The organism is Kitasatospora griseola (assembly GCF_014648555.1).
GTDB lineage: Bacteria > Actinomycetota > Actinomycetes > Streptomycetales > Streptomycetaceae > Kitasatospora > Kitasatospora griseola.
The window spans coordinates 37,935-50,775 of record NZ_BMRI01000025.1; the positions used below are offsets into that span (position 1 = coordinate 37,935).

13 protein-coding genes are annotated in these 12,841 nt (G+C 73.2%); 6 read left to right on the forward strand and 7 right to left on the reverse strand.

Translation table 11 applies throughout. From position 1 onward, the window contains the following. Positions 1-204 precede the first annotated feature (204 nt). Positions 205-741 carry a TetR-like C-terminal domain-containing protein gene (locus IEZ12_RS26110; RefSeq protein WP_100584994.1) on the reverse strand — a complete coding sequence of 179 codons (537 nt, stop codon included), beginning with the start codon at positions 739-741 and terminating at the stop codon, positions 205-207. A 245-nt stretch (positions 742-986) separates the two neighbouring features. On the opposite strand from IEZ12_RS26110, the gene IEZ12_RS26115 reads away from it, so the two are divergent. Next, positions 987-1,997, forward strand: a complete 1,011-nt coding sequence (locus IEZ12_RS26115) for a zinc-binding dehydrogenase (protein ID WP_189275241.1) — start codon at positions 987-989, stop codon at positions 1,995-1,997. Positions 1,998-2,095: 98 nt separating this feature from the next. Here the strand turns inward: IEZ12_RS26115 and IEZ12_RS26120 are convergent, their stop codons facing one another. Then, the gene (locus IEZ12_RS26120) at positions 2,096-2,320 is read right to left on the reverse strand and encodes a hypothetical protein (protein WP_189275242.1); all 225 of its coding nucleotides are present in this window, start codon (positions 2,318-2,320) and stop codon (positions 2,096-2,098) included. Positions 2,321-2,566: 246 nt separating this feature from the next. On the opposite strand from IEZ12_RS26120, the gene IEZ12_RS26125 reads away from it, so the two are divergent. Continuing rightward, the gene (locus IEZ12_RS26125; RefSeq protein ID WP_189275244.1) at positions 2,567-2,860 is read left to right on the forward strand and encodes a hypothetical protein; all 294 of its coding nucleotides are present in this window, start codon (positions 2,567-2,569) and stop codon (positions 2,858-2,860) included. A gap of 140 nt (positions 2,861-3,000) precedes the next feature. Then, on the forward strand, positions 3,001-3,909 hold the full coding sequence (locus IEZ12_RS26130) for an aminoglycoside phosphotransferase family protein (RefSeq protein ID WP_189275246.1): 909 nt from the start codon (positions 3,001-3,003) through the stop codon (positions 3,907-3,909). Between the two features lie 22 nt (positions 3,910-3,931). Here IEZ12_RS26130 and IEZ12_RS26135 read toward each other — a convergent pair whose 3' ends face one another. The 3 genes from IEZ12_RS26135 to IEZ12_RS26145 form a co-directional block, all read right to left on the reverse strand. After that, a complete protein-coding gene (locus tag IEZ12_RS26135) occupies positions 3,932-4,642 on the reverse strand; it encodes a class I SAM-dependent methyltransferase (RefSeq protein ID WP_373295529.1) in 711 nt (236 codons plus the stop codon). Positions 4,643-4,693: 51 nt separating this feature from the next. Beyond that, the gene (locus IEZ12_RS26140; RefSeq protein WP_189275247.1) at positions 4,694-5,269 is read right to left on the reverse strand and encodes a hypothetical protein; all 576 of its coding nucleotides are present in this window, start codon (positions 5,267-5,269) and stop codon (positions 4,694-4,696) included. Between the two features lie 187 nt (positions 5,270-5,456). Continuing rightward, positions 5,457-5,837, reverse strand: coding sequence for a hypothetical protein (locus IEZ12_RS26145; RefSeq protein ID WP_189275249.1), 381 nt, complete (start codon positions 5,835-5,837; stop codon positions 5,457-5,459). A gap of 283 nt (positions 5,838-6,120) precedes the next feature. Here IEZ12_RS26145 and recD2 point away from each other — a divergent pair, with 283 nt between their 5' ends. Continuing rightward, a complete protein-coding gene (gene recD2, locus IEZ12_RS26150) occupies positions 6,121-8,454 on the forward strand; it encodes an SF1B family DNA helicase RecD2 (protein WP_189275251.1) in 2,334 nt (777 codons plus the stop codon). Between the two features lie 465 nt (positions 8,455-8,919). Beyond that, on the forward strand, positions 8,920-9,852 hold the full coding sequence (locus tag IEZ12_RS39145; protein WP_229848038.1) for a GNAT family N-acetyltransferase: 933 nt from the start codon (positions 8,920-8,922) through the stop codon (positions 9,850-9,852). 146 nt (positions 9,853-9,998) lie between these two features. On the opposite strand, the gene IEZ12_RS26160 is transcribed toward IEZ12_RS39145, so the two are convergent. Then, positions 9,999-10,997, reverse strand: coding sequence for a zinc metalloprotease (locus tag IEZ12_RS26160; protein ID WP_189275255.1), 999 nt, complete (start codon positions 10,995-10,997; stop codon positions 9,999-10,001). 324 nt (positions 10,998-11,321) lie between these two features. Between IEZ12_RS26160 and IEZ12_RS26165 the strand changes: the two genes are divergently transcribed. Next, on the forward strand, positions 11,322-11,705 hold the full coding sequence (locus IEZ12_RS26165) for a VOC family protein (RefSeq protein WP_189275257.1): 384 nt from the start codon (positions 11,322-11,324) through the stop codon (positions 11,703-11,705). A 39-nt stretch (positions 11,706-11,744) separates the two neighbouring features. Here the strand turns inward: IEZ12_RS26165 and IEZ12_RS26170 are convergent, their stop codons facing one another. After that, a complete protein-coding gene (locus IEZ12_RS26170) occupies positions 11,745-12,608 on the reverse strand; it encodes an acyl-CoA thioester hydrolase/BAAT C-terminal domain-containing protein (protein ID WP_229848039.1) in 864 nt (287 codons plus the stop codon). Positions 12,609-12,841: the final 233 nt, after the last annotated feature.

Consider the following 12,841-nt stretch of genomic DNA (forward strand, 5'->3'; position numbering starts at 1 on the left):
CCCCGCGCCCGCCTCGATCCGCCCGTCCGGGCGGCCGCGCTCGGGTGCTCGGACGCCTCCGCTCCCGCCCGGGCCCAGCCCAGCCGTCGGCGTTGCGGGCCGGGTGGGTCAGCACGTGCCCGCGCGACCGGCCCGGCGACAGCGACGGCGCGCGGACGTCGGCATCGGTGAGCCGGGAAGCACGCCCGGCCGCCGCGGCGCGGCTCAGCGCGGGGCCAGGCCGTCCACCACCAGGTCGACCAGGGATGTCAGGAAGGCCGGGGTGACGGGCTCCCCGAGCAGCAGGTGGCGGGCGAACAGGGGGCTCATCAGCGCCTCGACCGCCGCCCGGGGGTCGACGTCCGGGCGGATCTCACCGCGTTCGGCGGCCCGGCGCAGCAGGGTCTCGGCGCGTTCCAGCCGCTCGGCCCAGTAGGCGTCGCGGCCGCTGCGGGTCTCGGCGGTGGCCGGGGCGATGCTCAGGTGGAGCAGTGCGGGCCCTTCGGGGGTGGCGAGGAACGCGCCGAGGGCGGTGAGGAGTTGGCGCAGGTCCTCGCGCAGGCTGCCAGTGTCGGGCAGCGGCAGGGCGTGGTCGGTGTAGTCGGCGAGCGCCTCGCGGAGCAGCTGCTCGCGGGTGCCCCAGTTGCGGTAGACGGACGTCTCGTGCACGCCGGCCGCCGCCGCGACGGCCGAGACGCTGGCCGCGTCGAGCCCGCCCTCGGCGAGCAGTCGCACGGTGGCGTCGAGCACGGCCCGCCGCATGGCGGCGCCGCGCCGGCGCAGCGGGGTCGCGGCCCTGCCCTCGGGCAACGCATCGTCGACCGGCTGCTTCGTGGACCCCGTCCGCTTCTCCTTCGACACGCCCGAAGCCTAACGCAGGCCTTCTTGCATTGCCGCGTACCGCGTCGTAGCCTCGGTAATGCAAGTCGCCTTGCGATACATCCTCGGCAGGGCGCTGCGGCAACGAGGCCGCCGACATGCCCGCCGTCGGCCGGAGAGGATCGACCATGGCCCGGATGCGTGCCGTCCGCCTGCACCTGCCCACCCGCAAGCTGAGCGTCGAGGAGGTGGAGCGCCCCGTCCCCGTCCCCGGCCAGGTACTGATCAAGGTGGAGGCGGCCGGTGTCTGCCTGTCCGACGTCCACCTGATCGACGGCTCGCTGACCCCGCTGTACCTCCCCGGCGAGAGCGTCACGCTCGGGCACGAAGTCGCGGGCACCGTCGCCGAGCTGGGCGAGGACGCGGGCGCCTGGAAGGTCGGCGACCGGGTCGTGCTGCAGGCCGGCGAGAAGCGTGACGGCATCACCTGGACGCGCGGAGTCGACTACGACGGCGGCTGGGCCGAGTACGCGCTCGCCCGCAAGGACACGCTGATCCGGCTGCCCGAGTCGATCCCGTTCGAGCAGGGCTCGATCATTCCCGACGCCGTCTCCACCCCGTGGGGCGCCATCACCACGACCGGCCAGGTGCGGCCCGCCGAGCCGGTCGGCGTGTGGGGCGTCGGCGGCCTCGGCGCGCACGGCGTGCAGCTGCTGCGGGCGATCGGCGCGAACCCCGTCATCGCCGTGGACCCCTCCCCCGCCGCCCGCGAGCGCGCCCTCGCCTTCGGCGCGGACCTGGTCCTGGACTCGGCCGACCCGGAGCTCGCCGCCAAGATCGGTGCCGCGACCGCCGGGGCCGGCCTGGCCGCCGCCTTCGACTTCGCCGGTGTCCCGGCCGTGCGCGAGCAGGCGATGACCGTCCTCGGCGCGCACGGGCGACTGGTGCTCGTCGGCCTGACCGACCAGCCGCTGACGGTCGCCAACAGCGTCCGCTTCTCCTACCTGCAGCAGCAGATCCTCGGCCACTACGGCTCGGAGGAGAACGCCGTCCCCCAGCTGATCTCCCTCGCCGCCGACGGCCGGCTGGACTTCTCCCGCTCGGTCAGCGAGGTCCTCCCGCTGGAGCAGGCAGCGGAGGCCGTCGAGCGCCTGCACACCAAGCAGGGCAACCCGATCCGCCTGATCCTCAAGCCCTGACGCCCCGCCGGTGCGTTCCGCGCCGCCACGACACCACCGCAGCCCCGTCCGATCAGGTAGCCGATCGGGCGGGGCTGCGGTGGTGTCGTGGCGGCGGCTCAGGCCGGGTCGGACCCGGCCTTAACTCCGCCGCGGCCGCGGCGGCCTGGGTGCCGCCCCTCCCGGTGGGCCGGCACCCAGGCCGTCCGGTCGTTCAGGTCCGGGCCGAACGCGTGCAGCGAGGCCGGGTCGGGCTCGACGGTCAGCACGGTGTGCGCGGCGGCGATCGCGATCTGGTGGTGGAGCAGCTCGCGCGGGACCAGGTGCGCCCGCGGGTCGATCACCACCAGAGTGCGGGCCCCGGCCGCGAGCGCGGCGTTGGTCGCCGACCGCAGCGAACCGTCCAGCTACCGGCGACCGTCACGGGGATCAGCAGCCGCCGGTCGGCGCCGTCCCCCGGCTTCCCGGTCCACCCGTCCATACGCATGCATGCGCCCGCTCGGCGCACGGGAATTGCGGGTGCTCCGGCGGGCGGCGAGGTTGGGCCCGGGGCGTTTCGGCCCCGATCGCCCCGTCTCCAAGGAGTCCTCGTGCGACGCCTCGCAACCGTGCTCGGCACCCTCGCCACCGCGGCCACCATGGCCCTCGCCCTCCCGGACGCCGCCTCCGCGGCCACCGGGACGCTCGTCATCGCCCCCAACCAGACCATCGAGAATCCGAGCGGCTGCTACAACGCGCAGATCTTCCCGCTCATCCTGCGCAACGAGACCAACGAGTACGCCCTCGTGTACGACGGCTCGAACTGCACCGGCCAGGTGATCGCGGTCGTTCCTCCCGGCGGCAGCACGACCCAGGAGTTCGGCCAGAGCGTGTACATCGCCTGAGGACCGACCCTCCCGGCCGGGGCCTGCCCGAGCGGCGACGCGGTCGGCCCGTCCCGGGCAGGTCCGGCACCCGAGCCTGCCGCCGACGGGCGACGGAATTTCGTTCGCGTCCGCGCGGGTTCGTGTTGAATGCTGGCGGAATGACGCTGCACGAGGACGAGATCCCGACCGACGAGTCCCTGGTCCGCCGCCTGCTGGCGCAACAGCGGCCGGAGTGGGCCGAGTTGTCGATCCGGCCCGCCGGGTCGGGCACCGACAACCGGATGTTCCGGCTCGGTGACGGACTGCTGGTGCGGCTGCCGCGGACGCCGGGGACGGCGGGTGCGGTACGCAAGGAGCAGGTCTGGCTGCCGCGGCTGGCACCGGAGTTGGCGTGCGAGGTGCCGGAGCCGGTGCACGAGGGCGTGCCGGGGAGCGGGTTCCCGCTCCCGTGGTCGGTGTACCGGTGGATCGAGGGCGCCGAGCCCGGTCCCGACTCGGTGCCCGACTGGGGCGTCTTCGGGACGGAGCTGGCGGCGGCGGTCCGCAGCCTGCACGCCCTCCCGCTGCCGCCCGAGGACGCGAGGGAAGGCCTCCACTGGTACCGGGGCGGCGAGTTGGCGCCCTGCGACCCCTGGGTCGGCGAGTACTTCGCCCAGGCCCGCATGCTCCCCGGCCTCGACCTGGATCTCGACCGTCTGCAGGCGATCTGGCACGCGGCACACGCCCTGCCCGCCCCGGCCGGCCCCCGGGTGTGGCTGCACGGCGACCTGAAGCCGTCCAACGTGCTGGTCCAGGACGGCCGGCTGCGCGCGGTGATCGACTTCGGCGGCCTGTCGATCGGCTTCCCGGACGCCGAGCACGCCCCGCTGTGGGACTTCCCGGCCGCCGCCCGCCACGCCTACCGCGCCGCCCTCGACGTCAACGAGCAGACGTGGCAACGGGCTTGCGGTTGGGCGGTGGCCGTGGCGATCGCCGGAGTGCCGTACTACTGGGAGAGCGACCCGGCCTTCGCCGCCGAGTGCGTCGCCCGCCTGCGCGCCGTCCTGGACGACCCGGCCGGGCTCTGACCCTCCCACCGCCGCCGAACGGTCAGCGCTCCGGCACCACCGCGTGGGCCGGCACGGAGAGTTCGAACGGCCGCAGCGCGTCGGCCCGTTCGTTCCACAGCTCGGCGTCCACGGTGTCGCGCCGGCACAGGGAGGGCGGCGGGCGCAGGCCGTGGGCGCTCAGCAGGGTGTCCATCTCCTCGACGGCGAGGAAGGCCCGCCACGGCTCGCCGCCCTCGGCGGCCGCAGCCTGCACCTGCTCGGCGTAGGCCTGCCCGGCCGGGTCGCGGTGGTCGGCGGGCAGCAGGTGTTCGGCGATCAGCTCGGCGCCGGGCGCGAACTCGCCGATGGTGGACAGCACTTGGCCGATCGCCTCGACGCCCAGGTACCTGGTGACGCCCAGCCGGCTGACCACGGCCGGTCGCGCCGGGTCGAACCCGGCGGCCGTCAGAGCGGCGGTCAGTGCACGCGCCCCGGCCTGTTCGAGATCGAACGGAACGAAGGACACCGTGGGCGGGAGGGTGATCCCGGCGTCGGCCAGGCGGGCCTGCTTCCACTCCTGGGTGTGCGGGTGGTCCACCTCGAACACCCTTATGCCGTCCGCGAGTTCGCTGCGGCAGGCGAAGGAGTCCAGGCCCGCGCCGAGCACCACGTACTGAGCGATTCCGTGTCGGGCCACAGCCTCGGCGAGGCGTTCCTCGGCGCAGCGGCTGCGGGGTGACGGCGGTCGTCCGGGCGCCGGCCAGGATCGGATGGGAGCCGAACGCGTGGTGGCAGCCGAGGAGTTCCTCGGCGCGCTCGCCGACTATCGGCGTCGCCGCCGCTGACTCCCCGCCCGTGGGGCGTCCTCGGCCATGGCGACTCCGTACGCCGCCTCGGCGGAGACCAGCACCAGGAAGCTGCCGAGCACGGCGAACACCGCCGGAACGCCGGTGAGGATCCGCACCTCGGCTCCCCGACGCCGCTCGTACTCGGCCCGGTCGATCCCGGTGCGCACCAACGTCCGCCCGTTCGGGCCGAGTTCACGCTTCGTCCAGGAGTATCCGGACTCGTCCTTGTGGACCTCGGCCGCGCCCCCGCCGGTCGCCAGCCCGACGGCGAGCAGGCAGGCCGCCACCGCGTAGCAGACCCGCACGCTGCGCGGCAGCAGCCACAGGTACTTCAGCAGGCCGCAACCCCTGCGCAGGAGCGGCACCGACCAGGAACGCGCCAGTGCGGCACCGAACACCAGGACGATCGCCACCAGGGTCGAGCCCCATAACCACACCGGCGCCGCCCACCGCAACGGCGGCGCGGTGGCCGCAAGGCAGAGCACTTCGACGGCGCACAGCACCCACGCCACCACGAAGTGCACCCGGTGACCGCCCTGCAGAACCCGCACGCCCCACCCCGTTCACCCGACACCCCGAATGCCCGCGCAGCCTATCCCCGGCCGCACCCCGCAGGGCACCCTTGCGCTTCCGGGCCGCCCCTCGGGGAGAGACCCTGCGGGGCCGAGCACGGCCCGCAGGGTCCCGGACGCACCGGGGCGGACGTCGACGCCTAGCCGACAGGCGACTATGCCTGGATCAGGGGCACTTGGGGATCCAGTTGTTGTGGAACGCGGCAGCACCGTCGACATAGGGGGCGAAGACCCAGCCGCCGACCTGCTGGTACGGGGCGCCTCCGTAGATCTCCTGGAAGGCGTGGTACCACACGTTGCCGAAGTTGCCGACACTGCCGCCGGCGGTCCAGCAGTTCACCGCGACCGAGTCGCCGGGGTGCAGGTCGGGCACCCCGACCTTGGCGGAGCCCGCGTTGGGCGCCGAGTAGACACCGGCGCTGTAGGTGTTGCCGAGAGCGATCACCGTGCTGGCCGAGGCCTGCGCGCCACCGGTCCCGACGGCGGCCGTGGTCGCCGCGACGAGAGCGACGGTGGACACGGCCGCACGCCTGAGTATCTTGCCCATGGCTGATCCCCCTTGAGTTGCACGTGGTTGAGGCGCTCATAACAACAGGGGCGGGAAGGGGGTTGCCATCCGGTTTTCGGACAACGTCGGTTCTCCGGGCCGCGCCGGTGGGGGCGCTCCGACGTCGGCCACCGCCGGGCAACGAAGTGTGACGAGCGCGCGGAGGGTTCGGGAAGGGCGCGGCCGAGGGCCGCCCCGCAGCGAACCGGTCCGGCGGACGCCGCGCTCGGGGAATTTCCGGCAAATACCTGCGAAGCACCGCCCCGCGCTCCATGATCGGGCCATGGACGACACCGCGGCCGCGGCGCAGCAGCACTGGGGAACGACCATGGAGCAGCAGGCCGGGACGGGCAGCGTCGTCGAGACGGTGGACGGCATCGTCGAGCGGATCCTGTTCGTCGGGAGCAACGGCTTCACCGCTCTGCGGCTGGGCCTGGAGAGCGGTGAGAGCCTGACCGCGAAGGGCGAGGTCCTGGTCGGCGTCCAGCCCGGCGAGACCCTGGAGATCACCGGCACCCGCGCCCAACACCCGGTCTACGGGCCGGAGTTCCACACCACCGGATGCCGCTACATCGAGCCCGCGACCGTCCACGCGATCCGCAGGTACCTCGCGTCGGGCCTGGTCCGCGGCATCGGCCCGAAACTCGCCGACGCCATCGTCGACCAGTTCGGGCTCGACACCCTGCAGATCATCGACACCACCCCCGCCCGGCTGCGGGAGGTCCACCTGATCGGCGAGGCCCGGCACGCCGGAATCGTCGCGGCCTGGCAGGTCCACCAGGAGATCCGCCAGCTGATGGTCCTCCTGCAGGGCGCCGGCGTCTCCCCCACCCACGCACCCCGCATCGCCCACCACTTCCGGGTGGAGAAGGGCGAGGCCCACGACGTCGCCGACGTCCTGGACATCGTCCAGGACACCCCCTACCGCCTCACCGAAGTCTTCCGGATCGGCTTCGCGACGGCGGACAAGCTCGCCCTGTCACTGGGCTGGCCCGAACGCAGCCCCGAGCGGCTGCAGGCCGCCCTCGTCCACACCCTCGACGACGCCTCCGTCCGCGAAGGCCAGACCTTCCTGTGGGACGCCGAGCTGTTCCGCAGGACGTGCGCGAACCTCCGCGACGACGAGCTGGCCCCGCTGCTGCCCGACCAGCTCGACCGGCTCACCGCCGACCGCCGCGTCGTCGTCCAGGACCTCCCCCACCGCGGCCGCCTGCGCCCGGCGGTGTTCCCGCCGCGCCTGCACGCCGCCGAGGTCTCCGCCGCGACCCGGATCGCCCGCCTGCGCACCACCCCCACCCGCCTGGCGGCCCGGCACCCCTGGCGGCAGGGCCCGTCGCCGCTGGTGGACAGCAGCGTCCAGCTGACGCAGCGCCAGGAGGACGCCGTCCTGATGGCCGTCACCGAGCCGGTGTCGGTGCTCACCGGAGGCCCGGGCTGCGGCAAGTCGTTCACCGTCAGCGCGATCCTCGACCTCGTCGAAGCGGTCGGCGGCCGGGTCTCGCTGGCCGCGCCCACCGGCCGCGCCGCCAAGCGCCTGTCCGAGCTCACCGGCCGCCCGGCCACCACCGTCCACCGCATGATCGGCAAGCCCAGGGAGGACGACGCCGGCCCGCTGAGCCTGTTCGACGCCCACGAACCCCTCGACGGCGCCGACCTGGTCGTCATCGACGAAGCGTCCATGCTCGAACTCCCCCTGCTGGAGCGCCTGCTGACCAAGCTCCCGGCCGGTGCGCACCTGCTGCTGGTCGGAGACGTCCACCAACTCCCCAGCGTCGGCCCAGGCCAGGTGCTGCGCGACCTGCTGTCCGTCGAGGCCGTCCCCCGCACCGAACTCGACACGATCTTCCGCCAGGCGGGCGCCAGCACCATCCCGCCCAACGCCCACCGCATCCGCCATGGTCAAGTCACGGTCAACGGTGGCGAGTTCTGGTTCCTGCCCACCCCGGACCACGCCATCGCCGACACCGTGGTCGACCTCGTCACCCGCCGGCTCCCGACGACCTACCGCGTCCGCCCCGAGGAGGTCCAGGTCCTGGCCCCCTCCACCAAAGGCCCGGCCGGCACCCGCGACCTCGCCCTGGCAATCCAGAACGTCGTCAACCCCCACAAGGACGGCTCACCCCAGCACTTCGCCGACGGCCGGCCCTTCCGCCTCCGCGATCGCGTCATCGCCATCCGCAACGACGTCCGCAAGGGCGTCCTCAACGGCACCACCGGCACCGTCACCGCCATCGACGACAAGGAACGCCGCCTCCACGTCCTTACGGACGACGGCTCCACCGCGCTGTACGGCTTCGAGGAACTCGACGAGCTCCTCCACGCCTACGCCGTCACCGTCCACCGCTCCCAGGGCAGCGAGTACCCCGTCGTGGTCGTCCCCCTCACCAAAACCTCCTCCTACCTCCTGCTGCGCCGCAACCTCCTCTACACCGCCGTCACCCGCGCCCGCCGCGTCGTCGTCCTGCTCGGCGACCCCGCAGCCCTCGCCGACGCGATCGGACGACCCGCCGACCCCCGCAACTCCTCCCTCGCCCCACGCCTGCACGAACTCCTCACCGGCACCGCCCTGTTGCCCCGCCCCACCCGCGGCCCCGACGGCCAGGCCACCCTCTGCTGAACCCGCACACCGGGCCCGGGCAGAAGAGCACCCTGCCTGCGAGATCCGCACCGACATCCATTTGGTCTGCGCGCCACACCCGAACAGAAACGAGGACCGAACCCCTCGTTCGACACGCTGCACCTCGACGACGACCACAGCTGGCGAGGCCGCACCATCAAGGTCCGCCCCAACCGCTGGTACGCCTCCGTCCACCTCGACCGCGATGAGTACACCCACACCATCGAGGCTCGCGGCGAGGACGTCGAACTCCCGGCAGCATTCGTCAAAGCCGTTAACCGTTTCAACGACAGTGCGTGCGACCGAATCTGGTATGGCGGCTACTCCGGGACCTTCGTCGCCAGTCAGGGCAAGCGCGGCGTCACCCTCTTCGCACCGTTCGCTCAGACTGCCGCCGCTCGGGACGCACTGCGCACCGCGGAACTCGACCACGACTACACCGCCCTCCACGCCCTGGCCGAGCAATTGGCACTGCCCATCGACCGCTGGCTGGACCCGGGCGAACGCCAACTCGTCCGCGGAATCGACTTCGATCCCGCCCCACAGATCTTCCTGCGGTACCTGCGGGCGAAAGCTGCCAGACACGGACTGCGGCTCAACGGCCGCGCAGAGGCCGGCAGCGTGTGGGTCCGCCCCACCCTGCCGCCCATCCAGAAGATGATCCGCGAGGCACATCCGGAGCAGCATCCCGGCTGGGTCGACCGCTGGAGCGGGCACCAGGAAGCCGGCGAGACGCCATGGCGGCCGTGGGTCGGAGGGCGGGAACAGGACCCCAGCCGCGGTGCCCTCCCGGTGACCTTTCGTGCGGCTACCGCCCGAAGGATCGACAGGTGCCCATGCGGGTTCCGGCGTCGCGGCAGGGACAGCGAGGGCCTGCACCGCCAACACCACTCGGACTGGGCCTTCGGCGTCCTGGTGCCGAAGAACACGGAGTGGATGCGCAACCTGGCCGTCGTGACCTCTCAGTCTCCGATCTCCTGGCGGCAGTTGGCAGGCCGGATGGCGCGCCTGCCCCAGCGAGAGGGCGGCTACGACTTCAGTTCCTGGTCGCACAGCGGCGATCCGGTCGAGACCCCGGACCGGAGCCGGGCCTACCTGCTCAAGGCCGACGATCACATGGTCGGCTTCCTCGCTGCCCACGACGTGGACCAGCACCGCTGGTGGGACCTGGGCGAGAAGTCCAGATACGGCGAGCTGACGGACGCCCGACGGCCCCGCATCGACATGATCTGGACAGCCCACACCTACCGCGGGCACGGGATCGGCAGAGCACTCGTCCAGGCCCTCGCTGCCGACTCGGATTGCGAGGTGGCCGACGTGTCGTGGTCGACGCCTGTCTCCGACCTCGGCCGAAACCTGGCCGTGCGCCTGTCCCCTGCCGGCGTCTGGGTCAGCTGACAGCGACTCCACCGGCGAAGGGCCCTCGCAGCGCCGATGTCGTGGCCCTGCACACCTTCGACACGCCGGCGGGTGGCGGCGTGATCGCCGCGCACCCGCCGGCGTCGGGGCGGTGGCCGTCGGGGCCTTCCGGGGCGGATGGGTCGTCAGGCGCGGTAGGCGGCCCAGGAGGTGGCCATGCGGGCGACCTGGCCGGCGGTGAACTGGGTCATGCAGGAGTCGTAGGTGTAGTCCATGAAGTTGTGGATCGGGTCGACGCCGGCGGTGGTGCAGGTGTCGCGGCCGGTCGGGCACTGGTAGGCGGCGGTCTTCTCGGCCGGGGTGTCGGAGACCTGGTCGCCCTGGCCGCCGCAGCCGCCCTGGAAGGTGTGGTAGAGGCCGAGCCAGTGGCCGACCTCGTGGGTGACGGTGTCGCCCTCGTTGTAGTTGGTGGCCGAGCCGCCGGGGAACGAGGTGTCGAGGATGACCACGCCGTCGTCGGTCGGGCTGGACTTGTAGCTGCTCGGGAACGTCGCCCAGCCGAGCAGCGACTGCCCGAGGCTGGCGCTGTAGATGTTGAGGGCGTTGGCGCCGCCCTTGCGCAGCGCGCTCTTCATCGAGCTCTCGGCGGCGGAGCCCGGCGCGACGCCCGCGTACCAGGACGCGTTGTCGGTGTAGTCGGTCGAGACCAGCTGGAACTGGAACTGGCTGGGGGTGTTGCCCGCGCCCTGGCCGCTGTAGGCCGCGTTCAGGACGTCTATCTGCTTGGCGATGGTGGTGGCCGTCAGCTTGCCGGTGGTCCCGGAGTGGACGACGTGCATGTACACCGGGATGGTGGTGGCCGCCGTCGCACCGGGGGCGAGCAGGGCGCCGCCCTGAGCAGTGCTCGCCAGCTGGGCGACGCGGGCGTTGAGGTCCGCCTCCATCGTCTTCACCTGTGCGTCGGTCACGGCGTTGGGGTCGCGGCCGACGGAGTTGCCGGCGGGCTTCCGGGCCGCGGCGTCGTCGTGGGCCGCCTCCCCGACGCACGCGGTGGAGGCCGCGGCCTGCGCGGTGGTGACCGTGGAAGGGGCGGCGAACTGGGTGAGGCCGACGCCTGCGACCAGTGCCGCGGCGCTGAGCAGCCTGCCGACGGCACGCGAGGGGATGCGAACGGAACGACGCATCTGCGCTCCTGGGGAGTTGTGGGGGACGGCGGTCGAGGGAACCGCCGGGTCAAGGCTACGCAAAGGGGCATGTCCGCGTCAGACGTGTTCCGGCCTGGAGATTCTGACGACGAATCGGACAGAATCCGAAAGTTTGAGCGGCTCGACCCCGCCGCACGTGGAGGATTTCCCATCGCACACGCGGCACCGGCCGCAGCCCCCGACTGTCCGAAAACGGACGGCCCGCTCCCCCTCGGAACGCCCGCGCGCAGGCGGCGACCGGCCGCCGGGAGCGTGGCCCGGGTAGCGGCAGCCCGTTGCGGGACAGCTCGTAGACTTCCCCGTATGGCCTGCCGCATCAGCGAGTTGATCCTGGACTGCGCCGACCCCGAGCTGCTCGCCGGGTTCTGGTGCGAGGTCCTCGGCTACGTCGAGCTGGGCCGCGAGCCCGACGGCGGGATCGAGATCGGGCCGCCCGGCACCGGGTTCGGCGGCCCGCAGCCCACCCTGATTCTCAGCCCCACCACGGACTCCCGGCCGGCCAGGCTCCCGCTGCACCTCGACGTCAGCCCGACCGACCGCGACCAGGACGCCGAGCTCGCCCGGCTGCTGGCTCTCGGCGCACGGCCCGCCGATGTCGGGCAGACCGGCGAGGAGAGTTGGCACGTCCTCGCCGATCCCGAGGGCAACGTCTTCTGCCTGCTGCGCACGCGCATCCCGGCGGCCTGAGCGCACCGCCCCGCCGTCCGGGCCCCGGCCCCCGCACGGTCACTCGGCGTCGCGCACCTGGCGTCCCGTCAGGACGTCCACGACATGCGGCCACGCCGCCGCGCCGAGCAGTGCGTCGCCCGCCGGGGTGCCGCCGTAGGCGAAGACGGTGGACGCGGGGGCCGGGCTTTCGCCGGGGAAGCGGGGGCGGTGGCCGGCGTCCGGGCGTTCGATCACCCGGGCGCCGAGGCCGGCCCGGTGGCGGCGGGCGGCGAGTCGGTGCGCGAAGGGCGCCGAGGGCCACATCGCGTCGTCGGCGCCCGCGATCAGCAGCAGATCCGCGCGGGTGCGCTCGATCGGGATGGTCGCCGCCGGGACCGCATCCGCGAACGTCCGTTCGCTCTGCTCGTACCAGCTGCGGATGGCCACGGGCTCGCCCTCGGGCTCCGCCTGCGTCCAGGTCTCGTCCATCGGCACGAACGGCAGTGGCCTCCCCCGCCACGTCCAGCAGGAGCGGAGCGGGCGGTCGGCGCCGTCCAGGCCGGGGCCGACGTTGCTCCAGACCAGCGCGGTGGGCGACTGCGCCACCACCGCGTCCACCCGAGGGTCGTGGACGGCCGTCAGCATCGCGGCCTCGGCGCCCTTCGACGTCCCGAGCACGCCTATGCGCTCCGCCCCGGCCTGCCGCAGGAGGTCCACGCCCGCCGTGAACGTCTCCAGCGGCACCTCGCAGACGCCGGGCGCCTGACCGGGGCCGCCGAACCACCGGATCGCCAGCGCCGTCACCCCGGCCCGGGCCAGCAGGCGCGCCCGCTCCCGCTCCACCCGCCCGCTCGATCCGGCCAGCACCAGCACGCCGGCCCGGCTCCCGCCCTCCGGCGTGCACAGCACGGCCTCCCAGGGCTCCGTCAACTCTCGTTCCACAAAAGCTCCTTCAGCGATCATCAGGTGCGGACGCGGCGCTCCCGGGCGCACTCCGGGCCGGGCCGGCACGGCAGCGACACCCACCCTGCGAAGCCCGCCCGGCCCTCGCCGCACGACCGGCCGGTCAACTGCCGTTCGGAATCGAACGCTACCCCGGAGGAACCCCTACCCCGGACGCACCCGGGTGGGTCCGGAGAGCGAGAGCCGCCTCCTCCCGTGGAGCGATGACGACG

Bases quoted from the DNA above. Each gene is read 5' to 3' on its own strand.
- recD2 (WP_189275251.1), top strand. From the start codon at position 6,121: ATGGACGACACCGCGGCCGCGGCGCAGCAGCACTGGGGAACGACCATG.
- IEZ12_RS26115 (WP_189275241.1), top strand. From the start codon at position 987: ATGGCCCGGATGCGTGCCGTCCGCCTGCACCTGCCCACCCGCAAGCTG.
- IEZ12_RS26165 (WP_189275257.1), top strand. From the start codon at position 11,322: ATGGCCTGCCGCATCAGCGAGTTGATCCTGGACTGCGCCGACCCCGAG.
- IEZ12_RS26145 (WP_189275249.1), bottom strand. From the start codon at position 5,837: ATGGGCAAGATACTCAGGCGTGCGGCCGTGTCCACCGTCGCTCTCGTC.
- IEZ12_RS26110 (WP_100584994.1), bottom strand. From the start codon at position 741: ATGCGGCGGGCCGTGCTCGACGCCACCGTGCGACTGCTCGCCGAGGGC.
- IEZ12_RS26130 (WP_189275246.1), top strand. From the start codon at position 3,001: ATGACGCTGCACGAGGACGAGATCCCGACCGACGAGTCCCTGGTCCGC.
- IEZ12_RS26160 (WP_189275255.1), bottom strand. From the start codon at position 10,997: ATGCGTCGTTCCGTTCGCATCCCCTCGCGTGCCGTCGGCAGGCTGCTC.